Origin of the sequence: Microcoleus sp. B3-A4 (assembly GCF_036705385.1) — a bacterium.
Classification (GTDB): domain Bacteria; phylum Cyanobacteriota; class Cyanobacteriia; order Cyanobacteriales; family Microcoleaceae; genus Microcoleus.
Genome location: NZ_JAUBUI010000052.1, coordinates 23,045 through 47,437, shown reverse-complemented (window position 1 = coordinate 47,437; position 24,393 = coordinate 23,045). Strand labels below are relative to the sequence as shown.

The following is a 24,393-nucleotide window of genomic DNA, read 5'->3' as shown; positions in this document are numbered from 1 at the left end:
CCATAGCAACGTTTAACAACCGAGTTCGGGATGGATCGGAGTGGTTCCATTACATCATAAGCACCAGGAAAGCTTTGGAAACTTTTAATCCTGTGTCTGCGTTCAGTTTGATGCGCTGCATCTCTTTCGCTCGACTTAATTACCTTATCAAGTTTTCCCCAGGCTGTCAACCCCTTTGTCAAAAGTTTTTTTTGAGCGCCCGAAACCGCTGGAATTATCGGGGTTTGACGCCGAGTTTGGGGGTGCGGCCGATCGACCTTTAACTCACAAGTCCAAAAACGCCGCATCAGTTCCCTGTTCTCTGCGAATCTTCCCGTCCTTCACAAACCACGCCACCACCTGCTTAACTGTTAATTGTTCGATCCCGATCTCGGCTTCTGCTGCAATTTGCCTCAAAGGTCGCAAAGACGCAACCACCAAATTTGTAAAAAAGTTTTCAAAACTCGCATCAAGTTCGATCGACCCTTTAATAGTCTCATCATTCTTAATCCAATCCATCACCTGCCCATTAGTCACCTCAGCCACCGGCAAACCAGTCTCCCCAGCAATTTGCTTGAGCACCCTCAAAGCATAAATTGCCACCCGCGCCGAAAACTTTTCCTTCGACGACAGCAGCGCCATGTCAACTTCCGCACACTCTTCCGGCTTTAAAAAATCTGCTAGCGGTTCCATATATTAAAAATTAGTAATTCCTAATCGGTAATCGGTAATTGGTAATCCCTGACATCCGTTATACTCATCGGTTGCCGAACTTCCATGCGTGACATCCGTTAAATCCGTTACAAAATCCGTTGCCGAACTTCTTCCTTCCTTCTTGCAATCAAATAACCGCAGCGGTGTTCCCCATTAATAATCCAGTGAGTCCGCTCCACAGTACAGTCCGGCAACACCCCCGCAAACATTTCCAACTCATTGCCACACACACTCGGAAAAGTTTCAGCAACATTAGAAATCGCGCAGTTGTGTTCCATCAACACAAATCGATCGCCCAAACCAGTGCGATCGCACATCCCAACCTCTACAGATTCTACAGGATAACACTCAGCCATATAACCTTCAGCCCTGCGGAGTTCCACCAACTTAGTCACCCGCTCTTCCAGCGAACCTGCACCCACTAGCCGCCGGTAGTCCATAGCCTTGCGCTGCCACTGTTTTCGCAGGATAGTAATCACTTGCTCGCGGCCGACGGTTTCCGCCAACGTATCCAGGAAAGAGACTGCAAAATCACCGTAACGATTCGGGAAGCGATCGCGCCCCTGACTGGTAAGCTCATAAATGTGCTGCGGCCGCCCCATCCCAGCCTGAACCGACTGATACTGAATCAGCCCCTCCGCTTCCAAATCCTTCAAGTGACGGCGAATCGCCTGCGGACTGATATCCAAAGACTCTGCCAACTCAAGAGCTGTCCCCTGCCCCCCCTTGAGCAAATATTGCAGGATGTCTTGTTTCGTGGAAGTCTGCTGAGTAGTCTCCATCATCTTCACAAAAAATTATTAATTTGACTTTGACAATATCACTGTTGTTAATGTAGCTTAAAATATACTAAAGCAACAAATCAGTTGTTTAACTTCCCAGAGCAGCCCCCAGAACTCGCCGGGCCCCGGACAGTTCCACGTCTGCCATCTTTGAGAGACTTATCCAGAACACTCGAAAGCGCAAAATTAATGAGCTCTACAGTCACAACCCTAGTCAACCAGCCCTATAAATACGGTTTCGTCACCGACATCGAGTCAGACACCATCCCCCGCGGCTTAAGCGAAGATGTAGTCCGCCTGATTTCCGCCAAGAAAAACGAACCGGAATTCATGCTGCAATTCCGCCTCAAAGCATACCGGAAGTGGTTGACAATGACCGAGCCCACCTGGCCCCACGTCAACTATCCCGCGATCGACTACCAACAAATTATCTACTATTCCGCCCCCAAACAAAAGCCCAAAAAGCTCAACAGTTTGGACGAAGTAGACCCGACACTCCTAGAAACCTTCGAGAAACTCGGCATTCCCCTCTCCGAACAAAAACGGCTGGGAAATGTCGCCGTCGATGCCGTTTTCGACAGCGTTTCAATTGCCACAACATTTAGAGAAAAGTTAGCCAAAGATGGTGTTATTTTCTGTTCCATTTCAGAAGCCGTCAAAGATTATCCCGAATTAATAGAAAAATATCTCGGCAGCGTCGTACCAGTCGGCGATAACTTTTTCGCAGCCCTCAACTCCGCCGTATTCAGCGACGGTTCATTTGTTTACATTCCCAAAGGCGTAAAATGCCCGATGGAATTGTCAACCTATTTCCGCATCAACAACGGAGATTCCGGCCAGTTCGAGCGCACACTAATTGTGGCCGAAGAAAACAGTTCTGTGTCTTACCTAGAAGGCTGCACCGCGCCGATGTTTGACACCAATCAACTGCACGCCGCCGTAGTGGAATTGGTAACAATGGACAATGCCGACATCAAATACTCCACAGTGCAAAACTGGTACGCTGGCGACGCCAACGGCAAAGGCGGTATTTACAACTTCGTGACGAAACGCGGTTTGTGTCAAGGAGTCAATTCTAAGATTTCTTGGACGCAGGTAGAAACCGGTTCCGCGATTACTTGGAAATATCCCAGTTGCGTGTTAGTCGGCGACAACTCGGTAGGCGAATTTTACTCGGTAGCGCTGACAAACAACAAACAGCAAGCTGACACCGGCACCAAAATGATCCACGTTGGTAAAAATACTCGCAGCACGATTATTTCTAAGGGAATTTCGGCGGGAAATTCATCCAACAGCTATCGCGGCTTGGTAAAAATGGGGCCGAATGCTAAAGGCTCTCGCAATTACTCTCAGTGCGATTCGATGCTGATTGGGGATAACGCTCAAGCGAATACTTTCCCTTATATTCAAGTGCAGAACCACACTGCTAAAGTCGAACACGAAGCTTCTACTTCTAAGATTGGGGAAGAGCAATTGTTCTTCTTCGCACAGCGGGGAATTTCCGCAGAAAATGCTATTTCGATGATGATTAGCGGTTTCTGTAAAGATGTTTTCAATCAGTTACCGATGGAATTTGCGGCGGAAGCTGATAAGCTGTTGAGTCTGAAGCTAGAAGGAAGTGTCGGATAATTTTCGCGGTCGATAAACCCTTCCCGGCCGAGTCCATCGGTGACAACTTAAGCTCCCCGTCCGCCAGGAAATGAATTCCTTGGCTAATAGCTAAACTCCTCTAAACAGGACTAATGAGTTTAAAAATTTTCTTCTCAGTCCTCTTCAGAGGACTTTAGCTTTGAGACAGGGAATTCATTCCCTGGCGGACTATCGGTTTAACGTTAAATTCTCACCAATGGGTACAGCCTAGGAACGAGAAGAAAAAACTGTAAAGTGCATTGAGGAAAAGGACAAAAATAGATGATTGTAGAAAATAGTCAAGTGGTGCTATCCGTCCGCGATTTAACTGCGAATGTGGAAGATACCCAAATCCTTAAGGGTTTGAATCTGGAAATTAAATCGGGTGAAATTCACGCGATTATGGGTCCGAACGGATCGGGAAAAAGCACTTTATCCAAGATATTAGCGGGCCATCCTGCTTATACAGTAACGGGTGGAGAAGTTACTTTTCTGGGGCAGAACCTGCTGGAGTTACCGCCGGAAGAACGCTCTTTGGCTGGCGTTTTCCTTGCATTCCAATATCCTTTAGAAATTCCCGGCGTTAGCAATCTAGATTTCTTGCGCGTGGCTTATAACTCTCACCGCAAACATCGCGGCTTGGAAGAATTGGATGCTTTTGACTTCCAAGATTTAATCGAAGACAAGCTGGATATTGTCAAGATGAATGATTCTTTTTTAGGCCGCAGCGTTAATGAGGGTTTTTCCGGTGGCGAGAAAAAGCGGAATGAAATTTTGCAAATGGCGCTGTTGGAACCGAGGTTGGCTATTTTGGACGAGACTGATTCGGGTTTGGATATCGATGCTCTCAAGATTGTCGCCGGCGGTGTGAATCAGTTGTCAACTGCTGAGAATTCGATGTTGGTGATTACTCACTATCAACGGTTGCTGAATTACATTATTCCTGATTTTATTCACGTCATGGAAGCGGGCAGAATTATCTTGACTGGCCCGAAAGAGTTGGCGCTGGAATTGGAAGAGCGCGGTTATGACTGGGTTGTGGAAGAGGAAGCAGCAGGAGTAGGCGCGCGATGATGAATACGCAAGTTGCTAGTAGGGAAATGTTTTTGACTGATTTGGTGAATCAGTGCGGCAAGTTGGGCGCAACTAATAACGAAAGTTCTGCTTACGGGTTGCAGGATTTGCGGGATGCGGCGACTCAATACGTGCTTTCTTCGAGTTTTCCGACGGTGAAGGATGAAGAATGGCGCTTTACTGATTTGTCGGCGGTGTTGCAAATTCCTTTTCATATACCCCAGAGCAATCAGTCAACAGTTAAGCTGGCTGATATCATTATGCCAGTGAAAAACAAGGCAGATTTACCATTAAGATTGGTGTTTGTCAACGGATTTTATGCGCCGGATTTGTCAACGGTGGAGTCGTCGGTTTTTCCCAATTTGCCTATCGACTTTTACGCAGGTAATCTATCCAATGTACCCGAAAAATATCAAGGCCGCATCAGCGATGTTTTGAGCAAGCACAGACAGCAAACCGAGGTGTTTACGGCGCTGAATACTGCGGGTTTGACGGATTCTGCGGTGGTGTTCGTCCCGGCCAATATGTCGATCGACCTTCCGATTCACTTGCTGTTCCTGACAGCGCCTGGTGCATCTCCCACGATGTCCCAGCCGCACTGCTTGGTCATAGCTGAGGCTGGAAGCAATGTGACGCTGGTTGAGGATTACGCAACTATCGGTAATGTCCCTGCATTTACGAATGCTGTAACGGATGTTATTGTCGGCGAAAACGCCACTGTGAATCACGTTCGGCTTCAGCGGGAAGGTGGGGAGGTTGTTCATATCGGCAAAAGTGCGATCGAACAATCTCGTAATAGCCGTTACACTTGCCATGCTATCAGCTTGGGAGGCAAAATATCGCGACACAATTTAGAAGTATTTCAGCGCGGCGAAGCCACTGAAACAACTTTAAACGGCTTAAGCGTAGCCTTTGGGGAACAGTTAGCGGACACCCACAGTTTAATCGATTTTAATTACCCCCACGGTACAAGTCGCCAATTGCACAAGTGCATTGTCGGCAACAAAGCTCGCGCTGTATTTAACGGCAAAGTTTTCGTTCGCAAAGCCGCACAATTGACAGATGCCGGACAATTGAGCCGGAATTTGTTGCTGTCGCCGAGAGCTCGCGTAGACACTAAACCGCAGTTGGAAATTGTCGCCGACAACGTTAAATGTTCCCACGGTGCAACTGTCAGTCAATTAGAAGATGATGAACTTTTCTACTTGCAAAGTCGCGGTTTGGATTTAGAAAGAAGCCGCTATTTGCTAATCGATGCTTTTGCCGCCGAAATTCTCAATCTGTTGCCAATTGTAGGTGTGGCGAAAATGCTTTCTACCTGCGTGGCTATCCAAGGATAACTCATACAAATGAGGATACAGAGGACACAGCACTGCTGTGTCCCTACCACATCTTGCACCATTTTTAACAGCCTGTAGGGGCGGGTTTCACGAATAATAATTGCCTAAAACCAACAATTTTCTAAACCCGCCCCCACCCAACGACAAATCACTAACTTCAAAAAATATGACACTTATTCAAGAAAAAACACTTGCATCAAAAGTTCGTGGCGACTTCCCTATTTTGAATGAAAAAGTCAACGGCAAACCGCTAGTTTATTTAGACAATGCAGCTACTTCTCAAAAACCCCTAGCTGTGCTCAACGCTTGGCGTGATTACTACGGACAATACAATGCAAACGTGCACCGCGGCGCTCACACTCTCAGTGCCAAAGCGACTGATGCTTACGAAGGTGCTAGAGACAAAGTTGCTGCGTTTGTAAATGCGGCGTCGCGACAAGAAATTGTTTACACTCGCAACGCCACCGAAGCGATTAATTTGGTTGCTTATTCTTGGGGCTTGAGCAATCTGCAAGCCGGAGATGAAATTATCCTGTCGGTGATGGAACACCACAGCAATCTCGTTCCGTGGCAAATGATGGCTCAAAGAAGCGGTGCGGTGCTGAAGTTTGTGGAGTTAACGGAAACTAACGAGTTTGATTTGGAACAGTTTAAAACGCTGATTTCCCATAAAACTAAGTTGGTGTCAACCGTTCACGTTTCTAATACTTTGGGCTGCATCAGCCCAGTCAAAGAAATCTGCAAAATTGCCCACAGTTTCGGCGCAAGAGTTTTAATTGATGCTTGCCAAAGCGTGCCGCACATGATAGTAGACGTGCAAGCAATAGATTGCGATTGGCTGGTTGCTTCCGGTCACAAAATGTGCGCTCCGACTGGCATCGGTTTTCTGTATGGTAAGCTTGACTTGCTGAGAGAAATGCCTCCCTTTTTCGGTGGCGGCGAGATGATTGCTGACGTGTTTCTCGATTATTCCACCTATGCCGATTTGCCGCACAAATTTGAGGCCGGCACGCCTGCAATCGGCGAGGCGATCGCGCTTGGTGCAGCAGTCGATTATCTTAGTAACATTGGCATGGATAAGATTCACGCTTGCGAAGCTGAATTGACTGCTTATATGTTCCAACAATTGCGGCAAATTCCCGAAATCAAAATTTACGGGCCACAGCCAGACAGCAACGGCGAAGGTAGGGCTGCATTAGCGGCATTTACTGCGGGAGAAATTCACCCTCAAGACTTGTCTACCTTGTTAGATCAGGAGGGAGTCGCGATTCGTTCCGGGCATCACTGCACGCAAGCTTTGCACCGCTATTTGAACGTTTCATCTACGGCGCGGGCGAGTTTGTATTTTTACAATACTCGCGAGGAGATTGATGTGTTTGTGAAAGCGTTGAAAGAGACGATCGACTTTTTTGCTGGAATTATGGGATAAGTTGCTGAGGTGGGCATTTACCCACCTTAGTTACCATATTAGGACTTACACAAGTTTTAAATTTTTACACTATCTATAGTAGTAAGGTGTGCAGGGCGCACCCTACAAATAGAGTCGGTGCGTAAGTCCTACCTATGTTTTTTTAACATTAAGTTTAGCAGAATGCCTTTTACACTCGCACATCCAATCGCAGCAGTTCCCATCTGGTTGCTATCTAAACGAAAATTGGATCTGTTAGCTCTGGCAATTGGGACAATGATACCCGATATGCAATATTTTATCGCCCTGAAACCAGTCAGAACGCTCGGGCACAGTTTGCCAGGAGTATTCATCGAAGGTTTGCCCTGTTCGCTAGTTCTTTTGCTAGTGTTTCACTGGGTTTTAAAGTATCCGCTACGGGCACTTGCTCCCTCTTACGTAGCCGATAGACTGCCACCTATGGGGCGATTTTCCCTCTTCCCATTCTCACAATTTTTAATAATTATAGCATCGATCGCGCTCGGCGGCATCAGTCATATTTTGTGGGATGATTTCACTCATTCCACTGGGTGGTTTGTCGTCAGATTTCCAATTCTTCAATTTAAGATTATGTCCCTGCCACTTTACAAATTACTTCAATATGGAAGCGGCATATTCGGACTCTGCGGTTTGTCGATTTTGTTCTTGGTGTGGCTGCTCAAAACTAAACCTCGCCCAAGTAAAGAAACGCTGCCTGTGCGCTGGCAACTATTAGCAACTGGCTGCATTTTGCTGACTTCTTGTATCTTGGCATTAATTGCTGTAAAGTTGCACTTAGCTGAGGATGGAAGTTTTTCAGGCATCGTTGTTAGAGCAATTATTGGTTTTATTTCTGGGTTATTTCTCGGTTGTTTGTTCTACTCGGCTGCATTCTGGAAGCTCAAAGGTTTTCAGCCATCCAACTAGAAGTTGGGTGAGAGGAATAATTCTCAAAGCCAAGTAATGCGATCGCCCTTTCTTCATCCACGTTCATCCGCGTCTATCCGCCTGCATCTGCGGTAAAGAAAAAGAGCGATCGCCCAACTAAAACTCCCTAATTTCAGGATGGATAAATTGATAGCCAGCAGCCTTAATCTTTCGATTCGACACCCTCGCATTATAAGGCCGCACGCTAGGACTTCCATCCCAAGAAACTTGAGGCAGATTGTGAGTTTCAAAAATGCGATCCAGCAATTCACCACTGGATAGCGACACATCCCCGACTAAATTGTAAATTCCCTGCAATCGATATTCCAAAGCAAAGGTTAACCCCCCAACAATATCATCTCGATGCACCCAATTAGTAGCATCTTCTCCCCTGCCGGGACGAATGCTCCCAGCCCAGCCTCCAAAGATTTTAACTAATTCTCGCCCTGGCCCATAAATTCCTCCCAAACGGAGAATGCAGACTTGAAGATTGGGACTAGATGCTGCTAATAAAATCCGTTCTGTTTCTGCGAGAATTTCACCATTTGGATTAGCCGGTGCGATGGGTGATTCTTCATTTACCAATTCACCTTGGCGATCGCCATACACAGAATAAGTACCCGTATAAATAACCTGCTTTACTGTTGGTATCTGCTGTAAAACCGATACTAAAGTTGTCGCAGTATCTAAATAACTTTCCCGATAAGCATGAGGATTTCGGGCACCGACGCACAGCATAACAGCATCTTGTTCTTGCAGTACAGAGGCGATCGCATCTTTGTCATTTCCTTTGAGCACGGCTACCCGCTGCGCGACATCCTCCAACTCAACTACTCGCGTCGCCGTCGTAGTTGTCGCCGTCACGGTACAATCAGATTTGTCGCGTAAATGTTTGGCGGTCGCAGTACCCACATAGCCGCAGCCGACGATCGCAACTTTCATAAAAAATTCTCCATTGTGTCATGCTCTCTAAAATTATTGCCGATTTCTGCAATCATGGCGCGCTGAGTTTTATGGTAAAATGCAAAGCATCGTTATCAATCGGAGTAGCATCGTGTCCCAGAGAGATATTTTTGCCACATCCTCAGAAAGCGAACTTTTAGCTTTTTATGGTTCTTTGTTTGCGATCGCAGCCGCCGATGGTTCCGTTGATATTGACGAACTAGATTTGTTGTTTAAAACCATAAATTTAGACAAATTTTCTGACTCTGCAAAAACTCAAATCCAATCCTACACAGCCAGTCCCCCTTCACTCAGCGACTGTTTGCAAACACTCAGCCAGTCAGAAGAATCGCTGCGTTTGGGAGTCATGTATTTTTTAATAAACATTGCTGGGGCCAATAAGACGCTGCATCCCGGAGAAACCGAGGCGATCCAATCGGCAAAAAAACTGCTGGCGGTTTCCGAAGTGCAAATCCAAGCCATGCAGGAATTCATCGCAGACATGAAACAAATACGGGAGGCCGCCCCTAATAAAAATCAGGCATCAGCCTCCTTCAAGTCTGCTGTTTCCCAGCTTAAAACTAAGGGCATTCCTCTCGATTTGATCGACCGGAAAGGAACCACAACAAACCTCAGCAACCCCAAAATTAACTATTCAGATGAAAGTTTTTGGACTAAACTTAAAAAGTTTGCTTTAACCGCAGGAAGAGAAGTAGTTGAAAAAGCTTTGATTCTCTACTATACGGCTCAGAACCCAAACGTGCCTGCTTGGGCAAAAGGAGTTGTAGTTGGAGCTTTGACCTATTTTATATCTCCTGTTGATGCCATTCCCGATATATTAGTCGGCATCGGATTTACAGACGATTTGGGAGTCTTGCTTGCGGCAATAGCTACTGTGTCAGTATACATTAATGCTGATACTAAAAAACAAGCCCAACAAAAAATGAAAGATTGGTTTGGCTAATAATATTATGTCCGGTGGAGCGTTTTGTTTCCGTCTGCATCGGAATAATATAATCTGAATAATATAGCAGTTGTCAATCGGATAAAATACAGGACACGGTACTGCCGTGTCCCTACCCAATATCTGTAATTCACTCAACTGAAAACTTGATTATTGTGGATTCTCAGTCTTTAATCGCCTTGCCATCTCGATTGACAATACGGCTTTCACCATCCTTAGCCGTGACATTTTCATAAACCCCTTCATCCCGCTTCACGTACTTGCTAAAACCAGAATTTTTATAATCGGTGTCTGATGTCGGCTTCATCAACCTCGGAGCGCTCAGCAGCCGGCGTACCGGAGCATCTGCGGGAGTCTCCCCGGGTTCGCACTTAGCCAACTCGCACAGTTGACCCCAAGTCGAAACTTCCAGGTTCATGCTGTGCCAAACTTCTAACTGCTGGTTGTTTTCGGGACACAAATAATCGTATACAGGCATATTAAGAATCTCGTTTGCAACTACTAAAATTACTAATTGCACGGTTATTGAGAATATTATAGCTCAACATTACTAAGAATTCAAGCCCAACAATCAAAGTTTACTATTTTTAACGGTTGTTGAAACCATAAATCAGCTATATTATTAACCCTGTGTGCTTGCTCCCGGATGCGATCGAGACAAAGCTCAAAAGTACGATACCCTGAAATCTTCTGACTCGATCGAACGATCGCACGATCGACGGCTAGCAAATGCCCGCAAGACTTCCCTCAATGCCGTCACAGGATTGATCATCATTTTCAGACTGTACGCCAATCACAGATTCTAAGTTTCAATTTTATTTATTTACTCACCAGCGAGGATTTACCGATGAGCGATTTCAAAGTTACGCCAGAAGTAGAGCTGAACACAGCTCAAATGTTGGAGCGATACCAACTGCAAGATGAGACAAATCTGCGGCGTTGGGCAAAACTGCACGGCATTAACAGCACTCGCGGTTTCTTCTATCCGAGTGAAGTAGATTTGATGGATCACGCTCACCACCATCTTTACAATTTGGGAATGAGCATTGCTGACTACCAAAGTCTTTTAGACCGGCGCCGCAGCCATTCCCAGACACCGGGCGACCAAAATAAAACAGTAGCAAGTCAAGTTGCTGACGAAGCATACGATGCCATAGAAACGCTAACAGATCAGTATGCTGAAGCTATAGATTTAATGGGAGAACGTATAGCAGACCATTTCATAGATGAACTCGATTTATCTGTGATGCGACACCTTTCTCAAAAAGTGAAAGACCGCCGCACTCTCAACGGTCAAACTAAAAAGCCTAACCGTTTTCTCCAAGTGATTAAAGCTGTGTTGCAACCAAGCAGCGAAAATACGCTTCTGGTTCCCAAAAAAGAGGATGACTCTAGTTTAGAATTAGAACAGCATCACCGCCTCGGCTAGTCGCCGATTTTTTTGAAAGACTAAGAGACTTTTTGTTCAATTTACTGGTCAATTTTACTCAAAAGCAGACCCGAACCCTCCCCTTTTCAAGGGGAGGGAGCAAGAGTCACATTTTTTATATTATGAAACGGAATACAAGAAAATAAATTGAGATTTCCCAGAAGTCTAAATTACTTTTCAACTGATGTTGGGTTGTGCGACGGAACCAAACCTAATATAACTAGGGACAGATTGCCCGATCGCCAAAATTAGAGATAATATCTGCTGAATTGAACCTGTCAACCTCGCCCAAGGTAAAAAAATGATTAAATCCTGGATGGTAATTGGAGGCGTCGCCTTGATAGTAGCACTAGCAGCTAACTTAATCCCGCGCAGCGACATCCAATGGTTCAACCGCTTGCAGCGTCCGAGATGGCTAGTATTTGAAAAAGCAATTCCCCTAATTTGGACAGTAATTTTTATTTGTGCAGCTTGGTCAGCAGTGATTGTTTGGGAAAAAGAACCGGGAACTCAGGAAACGTGGCTGAGAATGGGTTTGTACCTGCTTTTAGAAATAGTAACTATGTCTTACACCTCGGTTATGTGCAAAGTTAGGAGCCTAAAAGTCGGCACAATAATCGGTGGAACGGGCGCTATTTTAAGCGTAATACTAGCTTTAAGTGTGTTGCAAGTTTCCGAGGCTGCCGCCCTGTTATTGCTGCCTTATATACTTTGGAGTCCGATCGGCACTTACACCACTTGGGTCATGATGCACCTCAATCCGGCGGATGTTTAGGCTCTGGAATTAGTCATTTTAAAGGGATTGCAAGCACCAGGAAAAAGCACCGTTTTTCGGTCGTATCTAGCGGCAACGCAGGTTTTAGTCCGCAAAGACTTGATGGGAATAATTGTACAGTTGCACAACTACAGCAGTTCTCAATAAAGTGAGGTATGCCCTATGCCCTATGACCTATGCCCGCTTATCAAGCGTGAACCTCATGTTACTGAGAAAGGCTATAGAAGCTTATGATATCGGTAATCCAAGCTGCATGAACCAAGTGTGCTTGTCTATGTAACCGCGTTGAAAATGGATTTTGCCATCAACAACATGAAAGAAGCCACAGCCTTGCAGCGTAAAACTTTTGCCAGTTGGTAGGTTGCCACCAAACTCACCTAGAAAGGTGCCGCCACCAGTCCACTCAACGATCGCCCACTCCCCCTCCTCAAACAGATTCTCAACGTGCGTGTAATTGTCTGGAAAAGCTTGGAAGAAGGTAACAAAACTCTCAAGCAGCGCCTCACGCCCGTTTAGAGGATCGCCAAAGGCAACTTGATGGTTCTCTGCATCGTCGTGATAAAGCTCGATAAGGGCGTGAGGGTCACGAGCGTTATAAGCAGAAACCCAGTCTTGGAGAACTTGCTTGGGCGTTTTCATTTTTGGTTCTCTAATTAACTAAAGATATTAGTTAGCACCTTCTCACCCTCAAATTTACCGACTCGGAGGGCTGCTCGGAGGCTCAGTTTCCGGGGGATCGGGAGGGGGAGATTCAGCATCCGAAGGCTTCAGCGACTCCTCCCAAAGTTCGATTTGCGATCGAGCTTGCTCAAAAGCCCGAGTACCCGAGGGAATTTTTTTCAAAGTCGCGATCGCCCCAGCCAGATCCGAGGACGACTGTTCCACACCAAGCGCCAAAATCCGCTGGCTCCACTCATCAATCGCCTCACTCGCCTGCCACCGGAGCGAACTCGACTCCGGCACCTGAAGGGCCAGCGCAATAGCCGTTTGCAGAGCCTCCGCAGTCCCCGCTCGGGCGGCCTGACGGGCGTTCTGCAAACCTTGCTCGCCCTCAAATTGAGCCTCCCAAGCCCGAATGTTCGATTGAGCTTCCTCATAAAGCACCCGTCCCGATCGAATCCGGCGGGCCATCTCAATTGCCCCCGCCAAATTGCCGCTCGCCGCTAGCTGCTGAGCTCTATCCAAAAACGGCTGGTCAACAAGCCGCTGTCTCCTCTCGATCCAAGCTTGAATTTTGGTTTGAGCTTCCACGTAAAGCGCCCTACCTCTAGCTATCCGAGAAGCTTGAGCCACAGCAGCCTCCAGAGAATTCGGATCGCCTGTACTCGCCAAATCGTTCGCTCTTTGCAAATACGGACTGTCTTCCAGCAGCTCGATTTGACGGCTCAAGCTGCTAATTTGACTGCGAGCTTCCGAAGCGCGGGGATTTGATTCCGGGACTGTTTGCAATTGCGCGATCGCAGCCCTCAAATCATTTACCCCTCCCGGCGCCGCCAGCCTGCTTGCCAAATCCAAAACTTTCACATCAGCCATTTCTTGCTGCCAGCGGCCGACTAAATTTTGAGCTTGTTTGTATAAAGGGCGGCCGGACTTCAACTTTTGAGCAATCTCTATCGCCTTGGAGAAACCCTCAACAGAGCCAGTCAAAGCCTGAGAAGTAGCATTCGCCAACTCATTAAAATCTTGTACTTGTTCCGTTAAATTTGCAGTGTCGGGAATCTTGTTAGCGATCGCGATCGCCTCCTGCCAATCCCCTGCCTGCAATCGTTTTTGGGCGATATCCAAAATTTTCTTGCTAAATTCCGCGATCGCTTTATTGGCAGCTTGATACAAATAACTGTTTGGATCAATTCCCTGAGCCAGCTTAATCCCCGTCACCAGATTGTCGAGACCTCCCTCCGAGGCTGTATTCCGGGCTTTGACCAACTTATTGCCCTCAGTCCGAGTCGCCTGAATTAGCTTAGTCAATTCCTCGTACTTAGTCGATTCCCAGAAAGTATTTCCCAAATCCAAAAGCAAAGTAGCTTGGCGGAAAGCTAGCGTCCACTCTTCCTTACGCAAGTGGTCTTCGGCCGTGCGGTAAATTTTCTCTGCATCGTTCCATATCGACTGCCACTTTTCAATCTGCTTTTCCACCGTCGGGTAAGCAGGAACGTTTTGAGGAACCTTGTTCGCTATCGCAATCGCCTCCTGCAGCTTTCCTTCTTGGAAACTAGCATTTCCCAGCCTGAGCATATCCTCCGACCACCGAGCGATTTGACCGTTAATTCTCGGCCGCAGCGGATGGTTTTGTGGCAAAGCATTCACTAATTCGATCGCCAACAGCAAATCATCTGCCGTCCGCTTGCTTGCTGCTTCTTGAGCGCAAAAAAAGCGATCGTTAGCAGAAGCCGTCGGCCAAAAAATCTTTGAGCAATTCGACTGCGAGGTCAGGTTGAGCAAAGACGCAATTGCCACAAACCCCATACCCAGCGACACCAGCAAACTCACCGCCAGCCAAAACTGCCACTTATTCGACCAGCTCCGCCACAACTTCTGTGGCCCGGGCGGCTGTGAGTTTTCCCCAGACAAATTCGGCCGTAGTTCCAAATGCCCTCCCGGCAGTTTTCCCGAAGTAACCAGCTCTCGGAGCTCTTTAAGTCGTTCAGCCCGGTTTTTCCTTGCCGGTACCCGCACCAGCGACGAAGTATCCTTTGTTGAATCCAAGGATTCTGATGCAGACCAACGGCCTGGTGTTTTGCGATCTTGACTCATATCCTCACCACAAACAACAACCAGCCTGTCTTAATTATTTCAAAACAGCGATCGCTGCTATTGACTGCTTTATAGAATGTCTTCATCACTTTTAAATACTCCAGCAGGCGAAAGACTACAAGAGACGATCGCCAAACCACAAAAATCAAAATTTTGTGATTAGGTAATTGATAATGGGTAATTGGCAATTGGTCAAGGCCTTCATCCCGACTCGCACTCATTATTGCCAATTACACATTATTGTCTCAAGAACCGGAGTTCGATCGCAAATCGCCGATCAGTTCTGCAAGTTGGTCGCTGTTAGCTTTGTAAACCTCGTTGCAGAAATGGCACGTAGCCTCAGCCCCGCCATCTTTTTCAATCATGTCTTGGAGTTCCGCTTCGCCCAACATTTTCAAAGCTCCCAAAACTCGATCGAACGAACAGCCGCAGTGAAACCGCACCATCTGAGTTTCCGGGAAAATTTCCAGGCCCATATCTCCCAGTAACTCTTCGAGAATCTGGTGCAGCGTTTTGCCCGATAGCAGCAGTGGCGTAAAGCCCGACAATTCAGCAACTCTAGATTCTAAAGTTTGCACCAATTTTTCGTCCGTTGCCGCCTTCGGCAGAACCTGCAATAGCACACCCCCAGACGCTTGTACCCCGCCCGCCCCCACAAACACCCCCAAAACCAGAGCCGAAGGTGTCTGCTCCGAGGTTGCCAAATAGTGAGTCAGATCGTCGCCAATTTCGCCGGAAACCAATTCTACCGTACTTGAGTAAGGGAAACCGTATCCCACGTCCCGCACCACGTACAAATAACCGTCACCTATTGCCCCGCCCACATCGAGTTTGCCTTTAGCATTGGGCGGCAGTTCCACTCCGGGATTGTCCACATAACCTCGAACTGTTCCATCGAGTCCCGCATCAATCAGAAGCCCGCCCAGCGGCCCATCTCCTTTGATGCGAATGTTGACTCTCGATTCGGGCCGCTTCATGCTGGAGGCGAGTAACAGCCCTGCCGACATCGTGCGCCCGAGGGCCGCTGTAGCCACGTAGGAAAGCTTGTGCCGCTGTCTTGCTTCTTCGGTGAGGCGGGTGGAAATGACGGCTACAGCGCGAATTCCGCCCTCTGCGGCTGTAGCGCGAATTAATTGATCGGCCATGAAAAACCTTACTTTGTCTTTTGATATCTTCTTAAACTATTTTAGAAGTTCTTGAAGGTTGTGGCAGAAGATAGCAGCAGTTGACTCGGGGGGCCTGTCCGTGCGATCGAACTTCAGAACTCGCCTCTGTTTTCTATAAAACCTCGCTCGATCAACTATTTATTAACAAATACTCTGATTGATTCTTCCACTTAAATATTTATTTAATATGCCCGCAATAACGACTGCATTTATTTTCCATCATCTACCCGTTTCTCAGTCATTTTATAACAAATAATCACTAATGACTAACAACTAACAACTATAGCAATCCTAAATCATTTGTTAATTTCTTACTCCCTCCCCTTTATAAGGGGAGGGCTGGGGTGGGGTAAAAAGTTTACGACTCATTTATGATTGCTATAACAACTAATGACTAAAGCTTATCTTGGCGCTAACCAGACGATTACCAAACCTTTACCTTGGCCGGCTAGAGTGAGAGGCGTAAGTCTCAGACCAATGTTTTTTAGCTGGAAATAACGGATATGCCACCAACATCCAAAGCACTTTTAGCAGAAATCCAGCATAACACAGGAGCGACTCGAAACTTGCATTTTTATGCCAAGGGCGAAACCATTCCTATGATGCCGCATGGTCTTTGGCGAGTCTGTCAAGGTTTAGCACAACTGAGTACGCTTTATCCAACCGGGGAAGAAGGACTTTTGGGTTGGGTTGGGCCTTCGATGTGCTTCGGTTTGTGGTTGACAAGCTTGCAGACTTACCGAGCTACGGCGACATCAGATATTTATTTGATGTGGTATTCTATGGTTGAAATCGAAGCTTCTCCTCAATTGGCTCACGAGTTGCTGCCTCAAATGGTACGGCGGCTGCGGCAAATGGAAGCAATTTTAGCGATCGCCGGACAGCGGCGAGTAGATGACCGTTTGTATCAGTTACTGCTATTATTGCAACAGGAATTCGGTCAGCCTGTGGTTGAGGGAACTCGTTTGAATATCCGCTTGACGCATCAAGATATTGCTAATGCGATTTGCACGACGCGGGTAACAGTAACTCGAATGCTGGGAAAATTGCAGCAGCAAGGGTTAATCAGTCGAGATGGCGATCGGCATTTAGTTCTTAACAAAGATGTTTTTGCCACATCGTCAGATTTGTTTGGCTGCAACCCTCAAGCAGTGTAGCAAGCGCAGAAAAAAATCTTATTCTGCTTCGCCAATCAGCGTAAACGCCGCCCAATCTTGCGGATTTGGGTGCATCTTCATTGTCATCAGCATCGCTTGCCGCAAAGCTTGAGCTTTATTCGGGTTTAGCTGTAACTGGCGATAGAATTCTGCCATTAATTCCGCTGTCGCAGCATCGGGCACTAACCACAGAGAAACGATAATACTGGAAACACCAGCACTAATTAAAGCACGAGATAATCCAAGCACACCATCACCTGTGAGTTTTCCTCTGCCAGTATTGCAAGCACTTAATACCACTAATTCAGCATTTAATTTTAAATCCAAAATTTCGCTCGAAGTCAGCAATCCGTCATCATTTCCTGATGGAGCAAGGGCGATCGCTCCCGGTAAATCTCGCCTCTGCACTTCATTGAGTAATCCGTGAGTTGCCAGATGAATAATTCGGGCTTTTAGCATCTGTTGAACAATCGATGCTTTAGTGGCTTGAGAGCCTGTAATCGGTTTAGTATTCAGAAGTTGGGCAATTGTAATTGCTTCCTGTTCGCTGCCCGGTAAGGGAGCTAATTGGCGCGGCGGTGTGCCAATTTTGGGCATAATTGGATTGCCTACAACTAAGTTATTATGGAGAGAAAGTTGTCGGACTTTTTGCCGTGATTGGCGGGTTAACTGCAAAATTTGAATGGCGGGAGCAGTGAGGATGGTATGTTTTTCAATCAAATATTGACCTGTCGGATCTTGTAAGGCGACAAAGGGAACTAAAAACAGGGATTTATGGGGAATGAAGATGACCGGAGCATTCGGGTCAGTAGGTAAAAAATCGGCAATGGGTTGAATGAGTAGTTGATAACTTTGCTGTAATTTGGGGTAGATTATCCGAGAATTAGCAGGGGTAGAAGCAGGGGGATTAGCTGTTTGTTTATTGGCAATGTCCCCCGATACACCCAGAGCCTCGCGAGTGCCGCGAATCATCTCAGCTAAGGCTGTATCTTGCTCGTTTAATCCTCTCCTCCCGGTAGCAGCAGATACTCTTGTCTGTTCGGTGGCTTCGGGTAGATTGATTTTCAGAGATTTGATATCAACGGAGCGAAAGGTAATTTCACCAGTCGGCTTGATGACCCAAATATAGAGGGCTTCATTCCTAATAATGGAATACTCGACGAGGGTAGCGTTTTGCTCTTTAGCGATTTGTTGAATTTGCTGGATATTGGGCGGGTTGATAGTAGTTGGGACAGACGCAGATGCGGCAAGGCGAGATGCCAATAACTCCACAAAAGCTCGGGATCTACCCCGTTCGGCAATTTCTAAAGCGTCGTTAGTTTTTTTCTGAGCAATGAAGACTTGTTGTAAAGTGACGTAGGCGCTAGTTTGGGTTTCAAATATTGACACTTTATTGGCATCGTCTAATCCAGCACGGAGAGATTCCAAAACTTTAATACTATCAAGTAGGGTTTTCTCTGCTGCTGGGAGATTGCCAGAGTTGGCGAGAGCCAATCCTAGATTGTTGAAAGCCACCCCCTCGCTTTGGCGGTCTTTAATTTCTCGCGCGATCGCCAACCACTGCTGAGTGTACTCGATCGCTTTGGCGTAGTCGCCGAGGGAAAGGTAAGCAATTCCCAGACTTCCTAGAGCCCCCCCCTCGCTTTGGCGGTCTTTAATTTCTCGCGCGATCGCCAAGTCCTGCTGAGCGTACTCGATCGCTTTGGCGTAGTCGCCGAGGGAAAGGTAAGCACTTCCCAGATTTCCCAAAGCTTTCCCCTCGCTTTGGCGGTCTTTAATTTCTCGCGCGATCGCCAACTGCTGCTGTTGGTACTCGATCGCTTTGGCGTAGTCGCCGAGGTTACCGTAAGCAATTCCCAGATTTCCCAGAGCCCCCCCCTCGCTTTGGCGGTCTTTAATTTCTCGGGCGATCGCCAACCACTGCTGAGCGTAGTCGATCGCTTTGGCGTAGTCGCCGAGGGGAAGGTAAGCACTTCCCAGATTTCCCAAAGCCGCCCCCTCGCTTTGGCGGTCTTTAATTTCTCGCGCGATCGCCAACTGCTGCTGTTGGTACTCGATGGCTTTGGCGTAGTCGCCGAGGTTACCGTAAGCAATTCCCAGATTTCCCAGAGCCACCCCCTCGCTTTGGCGGTTTTTAATTTCTCGCGCGATCGCCAACTTCTGCTGAGTGTACTCGATGGCTTTGGCGTAGTCGCCGAGGTTACCGTAAGCAATTCCCAGACTTCCCAGAGCCTCCCCCTCGCTTTGGCGGTCTTTACTTTCGCGCGCGATCGCCAACTTCTGCTGAGTGTACTCGATGGCTTTGGCGTAGTCGCCGAGGTTACCGTAAGCAATTCCCAGACTTCCCAGAGCCACCCCCTCGCTTTGGCGGTTTTTAATTTCTCGGGCGATCGCCAAGTCTTGCTGAGCGTACTCGATGGCTTTGGCGTAGTCGCCGAGGTTACCGTAAGCAATTCCCAGATCTCCCAGAGCCGCCCCCTCGCTTTGGCGGTCTTTAATTTCTCGCGCGATCGCCAACACCTGCTGAGCGTACTCGATGGCTTTGGCGTAGTCGCCGAGGCTACGGTAAGCAATTCCCAGACTTCCCAGAGCTTTCCCTTCACCTTGGCGGTCTTTAATTTCTCGATAAATTATTAGTGCCTGTTGCCAAGACTGCAATGCAGCTTGAAAGTGACTAATCTGATACTGCTGAATCCCTTGCTGTAACAGTCGGTCTGCTTCGGCTTTCCGCTCAGCAGAAGTTTGAGCCAAGGCCTGAGAATTGATTATTTTAAACTGAGAGTTAGGGATAAACCGAAACTCACCTACAGTCAGCGCCGATAAGATTGAGAGCGGTGCCGACAATCCAATTTTTTGCAGTTTCATAACTTTTGACAGGCCTCTGGTTTGAGCATCCGCTTGACACATCAAGATATTGCTAATGCGGTTTGCACGACGCGGTTCAGTTGACTGTTGACTGTTGACTGTTGACCGCAAGATAGCGACATCTACCTGGAAGGAAGAGGATTGGAGTAATGAATAGTCTTTTTTTAATTTCTCCCGATCGGGGTTCCGGCTTGAAACCAATTCTTTCTGGTAACAGTAACGCGAATGCTGGGAAAATTGCAGCAGCAAGGGTTAATCAATCGAGAGCGCCATCTCGGCATTTAATTCTTAACAAAGGTGTTTTTGCGTCTGCCTCCGATTTGTTTGGCGGCAACCCTCCAGCAGTATAGCAACCGACAGCCATTTGCATCTACATAATGCTGTCTAATATTAAATATCTCATCGAATTGCATCATAATTGTCTGTCTTGATTTTCCTCCCCCTATCTACAGCAACACATTTGTAGCCGGAAAAGATATCATTAAGCGGTGCATCTATTTAGGAAAAAACTCAATGGCTAACTCAACTCCAGAAACACCGCAACCAGACAAAAAAGAATTAACTGACATCACAGCTCAACCTCAAGAACAACAAGAACAACCGCCAAATAAGGGTGACGGGCGGAAATAGTCGATCGACATTCATCTCCCACGATATAAATGTCGAATTGCCTTAAGATCCCCGACTTCTTTTTTTCTCAAAATCAGTGTTCTTCCCTACAATACCGGTTCCTATAAATTGGTATTCTGCCAGTAGTTTTTAAGTAAGTAAACTAACCCGATTTTTGCCAAAAACCGGGTTAGTTTGCTATTGACAAATTATTCGGTTTGTGCAGTGCCGTTGTTCGATCGCAAGTTCGGCTTTCCAGGCTTTCCACGGAGGCCGTTTAAAGAAACCACATCAGCCTCAGAACTCTCCCTCGCCACCCGAATCAGCAACCCCGACAACAACAAACTTGCCAACATCGAAGAACCCCCATAACTAAAAAACGGCAGTGGCAAACCCGTAGTCGGCAAAACCCCCGTCGCCACCCCAATATTCAGCAGCGACTGTCCCACCATCACCACCATTACCCCAATCGCGACCAACTGACTCTCACTATTTCGAGCCTTCATCGCTACCCTCAACGCCACAGTAGAGTAAGCCGCCAACATCAGCAACAGTGAGAAACCTCCCACCAAACCAAACTCCTCAGCAAACACAGCAAAAATAAAATCGCTGTACTGAATAGGCAAATAAAATAACTTTTGCTGGGACATCCCCAAACCCACACCCCAAATGCCCCCAGAACCCACAGCCAGGAGACTTTGAATCAACTGATAGCCGTCTTGCATCGGATCAGCCCAAGGATTGAGAAAAGACATAATCCGGCGGCGCTGGTATTCCCTAAAACTAATACTTAAAACGGCTAAAAGCATTCCCCCCATAGCCGTTGCGCCCAACTGCAAGTAAGGCAAGCCCGCCGCCAAAGCCACCAACCACAAAGTCATCCCGCACAAAGCCGTGGTACTTAAATTCGGCTGCAACAAAATTCCCAACAGCATTGCACCGAAAATTAACAGCCAAGTTAAGCGAACTTTATTCGTCAACCGGGACCAGTTGCCGAAAATGCGGGCGCTTTGGAGAACAAAAAACGGCTTGATCAACTCAGAAGGTTGAATAATGGGAACCGGACCAAGAGATATCCAGCGAGTCGCCCCGTTGATTGTGGTTCCCACCCCCGGAACCAAGGTCAGCCACAGTAATCCCAGCAGCAACAAAACACCTAACTGAGATGTTTTCATGATGTAGCGCAGTGGGGAGTACACCATCAAGTTAAAGCCGGCCAGCCCGATCGCCACTGCGACTAGCTGTCGTTTAAAATAATAAAGGCCGTCTCCAAATTCATAATTTGCAATGGGATAGGAAGCCGAAAACAATGCGGTCAGCCCTACAAACAGCCACAGAAAAGTCAGCCACCTCAACCACCGAGCCTCAGCGGCCCATTGAGACGCGCTGGGGTCAAAAAAGGGAATCAAGCGTCGAATGTCATTAGCCATTAGTCATTAGTTTAAAAATTACAGCCATCAACCCGGTTGCTAAGCAAAATCTTGGGTTAGCAACGAGAAATTTACGAAGAAGTCGGGTTGATGACTACAAGTCCATAAGTCTTATAGTTATTAGCTAAAATCATAACAAACAAAAAAGAGGTCGATCGCGACCTCTTACCCCTCTACTAATCCAGCTTCGGCTCTTAAAGTAAACCTGTATTAGCTCCGGGCTTACCGGTAGCCAGTTGCACTTTAATAATTCTGCCGCCCATTTTCATAATTCTTTGCTGTTCCCGGAACCAGTTGTCGTAAGGAACCAGCTTAGTAAAATAGGTATTTTGCAATTCGCGCTGAGTGCGGATGCGAGTTTGACTGGGGACGCAAGCAGTCACCTTAAACATTCTCATGGGAAACTAACTCCTGAGTAGGTTTACAGATTATTAGATGGATTTTTTAAAGATTGAAGGCAGGGAGTTAGGAGTCAAAACTAGCTCGTTAAAACTCGTCGGGCTTTCTCGACAAGCCTTTGACGGTCTAGCAATCACTCTCAACTTCCCTGACCTCTTTTCAAAGTCAAAGGTAACAAGTCCAAAGTTAAAAGTTAAAAGAGGCAAGAAATAAATGTTATTTCTTCTTCTTTCTTCCTTCTTCCTTCTTCCTTCTTCCTGAGTCTTAGCTCAAGCCAGAGCAGATGTAGTCGAAATAGACGCCCATTTCTTTACCAGCGTCAGAACCGACCAAACCGGCGGTGACTTCTTTCATTGCTTGGATTGCTTGTACGGTAGAACCGATGGGCACGCCCAAGGAGTTGTAGGTTTCTTTCAAACCGTTGAGCACGCGCTCATCGAGGATGGAAGGGTCGCCAGCCAACATAGCGTAGGTGGCGTAGCGGAGGTAGTAGTCCAAGTCGCGGATGCAAGCTGCATAACGACGAGTGGTGTACATATTGCCGCCGGGACGAGTTACATCAGAGTACAACAGAGACTTAGCAACTGCTTCTTTGACGATTGTGGCTGCATTAGCGCTGATGGCGGTAGCGGCGCGGACGCGCAGTTCGCCAGAAGCAAAGTAGTTCTTGAGCTTGTCTAGAGCGCTGATGTCGAGGTACTTACCTTGAACGTCAGAGGAATTGATAACGGCGGTAATTGCGTCTTGCATGGTTGTCTTGTTTCCTAGAAAGTGGCTGAGTCAGTCCAATTTTGGAGCTAGAATTTGGAATTTGGGATTTGGGATTTAAGATTTTTAAGTGGCTGGTTATTTGCAAAAGCTTTTAACTTGTTGCCGGCAACCCCCAATTTTTCAATCTAAAATCGAAAACCTAAAATCGAAATTCCTTACTGCATCGCACCGATAACGTAGTCGAAGTAAGAGGAAGCTTCGGAAGCATCTTCTCCAGACAGCAGCGAGCTTGCTGCACCTTTCATAGCGCGAATGCCTTCGGCGACGCCTTCAATCGGGGTGCCGAGAGATTTGTACATTTCGCGGACGCCGACAATACCGATTTCTTCGATCGGAGTAATGTCGCCAGCTACGATTCCGTAGGTGATCAAACGCAGGTAGTAGTCCATGTCGCGCAAGCAAGTTGCGGTCATTTCTTCGCCGTAAGCGTTGCCGCCGGGAGAAACAATATCAGGGCGCTTTTGGAAAAGTTGGTCGCCTGCTTGCTTGACGATGCGTTCGCGGGATTCGCTCAAAATTTGGGCGATGCGGACGCGGCGTTCACCAGAGGTGACAAAGCTCTTGATCCGATCTAATTCACCTGGGCTCAAGTAGCGAGCTTCGGCGTCTGCGTTGACGATTGATTTGGTGACGATACTCATCTTGTGTGTACCCGCTGGATATTTTGCTATATGAACTGCTCTGCGCTGGGCTAGCGAAGGCGGGCGCTTGCGTCCCGTATCTTTCCTGCTCAGGCAGGAGCTTTGACGGGGAAGGCTGGACTTTCCACACTCAGCAACTGTTGAAGTTGTTGGCGGGTGACTGCCTTCGGTGCTTAACGGCGCTCGTTCTTCACGCCGGTGCGGTTGTGAGTGCTCGCACTAAGCCTGTCGCTTACAATACCACAAATGACTGATGCGATCTTTAATTTACGATCGAGATTGCAGCAGGCCACTTAGTGGCGATCGAGTGACTGTCCGGCAGTTAGTAAGGATATTGCTTCTCTGACACAACTACCTCTCGCAAGTATTTTGAGGCATTATGTTCACATTCTGAGTGTTACTGTAATAGTTTGTAACATTCCTTTTCATATTTGGGCCCTCGCTAGGGTGTTCTGCGTTAAAATTTCACGGATAAAAAAATAGATGTAATTCTCTCGCAGCAAGGGTTACAGGCGATAGATTATTAAGGGGGATTTGTGGCGGGCGACGGCGCAACGCTCAAAGACTTTTCCCTGAGAGGGAAGGGAGACAGGCGGGAGACAGAGGGGGAGATGTGCGAT

At 47.2% G+C, this 24,393-nt stretch carries 25 protein-coding genes; 12 read left to right on the top strand and 13 right to left on the bottom strand.

Annotated elements, in window-relative coordinates:
* A partial coding sequence (locus QUB33_RS19630) for a hypothetical protein (protein ID WP_333352922.1) occupies nucleotides 1-263 on the top strand: 263 nt, incomplete at its 5' end.
* Between the two features lies 1 nt (nucleotide 264).
* Here QUB33_RS19630 and QUB33_RS19625 read toward each other — a convergent pair.
* The gene (locus QUB33_RS19625) at nucleotides 265-672 is read right to left on the bottom strand and encodes a hypothetical protein (RefSeq protein WP_333352919.1); all 408 of its coding nucleotides are present in this window, start codon (nucleotides 670-672) and stop codon (nucleotides 265-267) included.
* 107 nt (nucleotides 673-779) lie between these two features.
* On the bottom strand, nucleotides 780-1,478 hold the full coding sequence (sufR, locus tag QUB33_RS19620; RefSeq protein WP_333352916.1) for an iron-sulfur cluster biosynthesis transcriptional regulator SufR: 699 nt from the start codon (nucleotides 1,476-1,478) through the stop codon (nucleotides 780-782).
* A 186-nt stretch (nucleotides 1,479-1,664) separates the two neighbouring features.
* Here sufR and sufB point away from each other — a divergent pair, with 186 nt between their 5' ends.
* From sufB to QUB33_RS19595, 5 genes are all read left to right on the top strand, one after another.
* Nucleotides 1,665-3,104, top strand: a complete 1,440-nt coding sequence (sufB, locus tag QUB33_RS19615) for a Fe-S cluster assembly protein SufB (RefSeq protein WP_333051992.1) — start codon at nucleotides 1,665-1,667, stop codon at nucleotides 3,102-3,104.
* 282 nt (nucleotides 3,105-3,386) lie between these two features.
* Nucleotides 3,387-4,178 carry a Fe-S cluster assembly ATPase SufC gene (gene sufC, locus QUB33_RS19610; protein ID WP_333177138.1) on the top strand — a complete coding sequence of 264 codons (792 nt, stop codon included), beginning with the start codon at nucleotides 3,387-3,389 and terminating at the stop codon, nucleotides 4,176-4,178.
* Nucleotides 4,175-5,518 carry a Fe-S cluster assembly protein SufD gene (gene sufD, locus QUB33_RS19605; protein WP_333352912.1) on the top strand — a complete coding sequence of 448 codons (1,344 nt, stop codon included), beginning with the start codon at nucleotides 4,175-4,177 and terminating at the stop codon, nucleotides 5,516-5,518. The genes sufC and sufD overlap by 4 nt, the downstream gene beginning before the upstream one ends.
* Before the next feature lie 166 nt (nucleotides 5,519-5,684).
* Nucleotides 5,685-6,947 (top strand): SufS family cysteine desulfurase, encoded by a 1,263-nt coding sequence (locus tag QUB33_RS19600; RefSeq protein ID WP_333352909.1) that lies wholly within the window; start codon nucleotides 5,685-5,687, stop codon nucleotides 6,945-6,947.
* Nucleotides 6,948-7,109: 162 nt separating this feature from the next.
* A complete protein-coding gene (locus tag QUB33_RS19595) occupies nucleotides 7,110-7,871 on the top strand; it encodes a DUF4184 family protein (RefSeq protein WP_333352906.1) in 762 nt (253 codons plus the stop codon).
* A 117-nt stretch (nucleotides 7,872-7,988) separates the two neighbouring features.
* On the opposite strand, the gene QUB33_RS19590 is transcribed toward QUB33_RS19595, so the two are convergent.
* The gene (locus tag QUB33_RS19590) at nucleotides 7,989-8,813 is read right to left on the bottom strand and encodes an NAD-dependent epimerase/dehydratase family protein (RefSeq protein ID WP_333352902.1); all 825 of its coding nucleotides are present in this window, start codon (nucleotides 8,811-8,813) and stop codon (nucleotides 7,989-7,991) included.
* A 112-nt stretch (nucleotides 8,814-8,925) separates the two neighbouring features.
* Here QUB33_RS19590 and QUB33_RS19585 point away from each other — a divergent pair, with 112 nt between their 5' ends.
* Nucleotides 8,926-9,777: a DUF1232 domain-containing protein gene (locus tag QUB33_RS19585; RefSeq protein ID WP_333352899.1), complete on the top strand. Its 852-nt coding sequence runs from the start codon at nucleotides 8,926-8,928 to the stop codon at nucleotides 9,775-9,777.
* 163 nt (nucleotides 9,778-9,940) lie between these two features.
* Here QUB33_RS19585 and QUB33_RS19580 read toward each other — a convergent pair whose 3' ends face one another.
* A complete protein-coding gene (locus QUB33_RS19580) occupies nucleotides 9,941-10,255 on the bottom strand; it encodes a zinc ribbon domain-containing protein (RefSeq protein ID WP_333352895.1) in 315 nt (104 codons plus the stop codon).
* A 154-nt stretch (nucleotides 10,256-10,409) separates the two neighbouring features.
* On the opposite strand from QUB33_RS19580, the gene QUB33_RS19575 reads away from it, so the two are divergent.
* From QUB33_RS19575 to QUB33_RS19565, 3 genes are all read left to right on the top strand, one after another.
* Complete coding sequence (locus QUB33_RS19575) at nucleotides 10,410-10,583, top strand: hypothetical protein (protein ID WP_333352891.1); 174 nt, start codon at nucleotides 10,410-10,412, stop codon at nucleotides 10,581-10,583.
* Between the two features lie 41 nt (nucleotides 10,584-10,624).
* Nucleotides 10,625-11,206 carry a hypothetical protein gene (locus QUB33_RS19570; RefSeq protein ID WP_333259581.1) on the top strand — a complete coding sequence of 194 codons (582 nt, stop codon included), beginning with the start codon at nucleotides 10,625-10,627 and terminating at the stop codon, nucleotides 11,204-11,206.
* 301 nt (nucleotides 11,207-11,507) lie between these two features.
* Nucleotides 11,508-11,981 carry a TspO/MBR family protein gene (locus tag QUB33_RS19565; RefSeq protein ID WP_333352888.1) on the top strand — a complete coding sequence of 158 codons (474 nt, stop codon included), beginning with the start codon at nucleotides 11,508-11,510 and terminating at the stop codon, nucleotides 11,979-11,981.
* Between the two features lie 228 nt (nucleotides 11,982-12,209).
* Here the strand turns inward: QUB33_RS19565 and QUB33_RS19560 are convergent, their stop codons facing one another.
* Genes QUB33_RS19560 through hslO form a run of 4 tightly spaced genes read right to left on the bottom strand, consistent with a single transcriptional unit; the run spans nucleotide 12,210 to nucleotide 15,880 of the window.
* A complete protein-coding gene (locus tag QUB33_RS19560; protein ID WP_333352885.1) occupies nucleotides 12,210-12,620 on the bottom strand; it encodes an ester cyclase in 411 nt (136 codons plus the stop codon).
* Nucleotides 12,621-12,674: 54 nt separating this feature from the next.
* Entirely contained in the window at nucleotides 12,675-14,735 is a 2,061-nt protein-coding gene (locus QUB33_RS19555; RefSeq protein ID WP_333352881.1) for a hypothetical protein, read from the bottom strand.
* Complete coding sequence (locus QUB33_RS19550) at nucleotides 14,732-14,956, bottom strand: hypothetical protein (RefSeq protein ID WP_333352878.1); 225 nt, start codon at nucleotides 14,954-14,956, stop codon at nucleotides 14,732-14,734. The genes QUB33_RS19555 and QUB33_RS19550 overlap by 4 nt, the downstream gene beginning before the upstream one ends.
* Before the next feature lie 24 nt (nucleotides 14,957-14,980).
* Nucleotides 14,981-15,880, bottom strand: a complete 900-nt coding sequence (gene hslO / locus QUB33_RS19545) for an Hsp33 family molecular chaperone HslO (RefSeq protein ID WP_190734951.1) — start codon at nucleotides 15,878-15,880, stop codon at nucleotides 14,981-14,983.
* Nucleotides 15,881-16,404: 524 nt separating this feature from the next.
* Here hslO and QUB33_RS19540 point away from each other — a divergent pair.
* Nucleotides 16,405-17,058, top strand: coding sequence for a Crp/Fnr family transcriptional regulator (locus QUB33_RS19540; protein WP_333352874.1), 654 nt, complete (start codon nucleotides 16,405-16,407; stop codon nucleotides 17,056-17,058).
* A gap of 18 nt (nucleotides 17,059-17,076) precedes the next feature.
* Here QUB33_RS19540 and QUB33_RS19535 read toward each other — a convergent pair whose 3' ends face one another.
* Complete coding sequence (locus QUB33_RS19535; RefSeq protein WP_333352871.1) at nucleotides 17,077-19,923, bottom strand: CHAT domain-containing protein; 2,847 nt, start codon at nucleotides 19,921-19,923, stop codon at nucleotides 17,077-17,079.
* Between the two features lie 149 nt (nucleotides 19,924-20,072).
* On the opposite strand from QUB33_RS19535, the gene QUB33_RS29700 reads away from it, so the two are divergent.
* Entirely contained in the window at nucleotides 20,073-20,273 is a 201-nt protein-coding gene (locus tag QUB33_RS29700) for a hypothetical protein (RefSeq protein WP_445299538.1), read from the top strand.
* 468 nt (nucleotides 20,274-20,741) lie between these two features.
* Here the strand turns inward: QUB33_RS29700 and QUB33_RS19525 are convergent, their stop codons facing one another.
* The 4 genes from QUB33_RS19525 to apcA all read right to left on the bottom strand — a co-directional run bounded on the left by QUB33_RS19525 (nucleotide 20,742) and on the right by apcA (nucleotide 23,773).
* Entirely contained in the window at nucleotides 20,742-21,962 is a 1,221-nt protein-coding gene (locus tag QUB33_RS19525; RefSeq protein ID WP_333352868.1) for an FtsW/RodA/SpoVE family cell cycle protein, read from the bottom strand.
* A gap of 194 nt (nucleotides 21,963-22,156) precedes the next feature.
* Complete coding sequence (locus QUB33_RS19520; RefSeq protein WP_006634929.1) at nucleotides 22,157-22,360, bottom strand: phycobilisome linker polypeptide; 204 nt, start codon at nucleotides 22,358-22,360, stop codon at nucleotides 22,157-22,159.
* A 265-nt stretch (nucleotides 22,361-22,625) separates the two neighbouring features.
* Nucleotides 22,626-23,111 carry an allophycocyanin subunit beta gene (gene apcB, locus QUB33_RS19515; RefSeq protein WP_006634930.1) on the bottom strand — a complete coding sequence of 162 codons (486 nt, stop codon included), beginning with the start codon at nucleotides 23,109-23,111 and terminating at the stop codon, nucleotides 22,626-22,628.
* A gap of 176 nt (nucleotides 23,112-23,287) precedes the next feature.
* Entirely contained in the window at nucleotides 23,288-23,773 is a 486-nt protein-coding gene (apcA, locus tag QUB33_RS19510) for an allophycocyanin subunit alpha (RefSeq protein WP_333352864.1), read from the bottom strand.
* Between the last annotated feature and the right edge of the window lie 620 nt (nucleotides 23,774-24,393).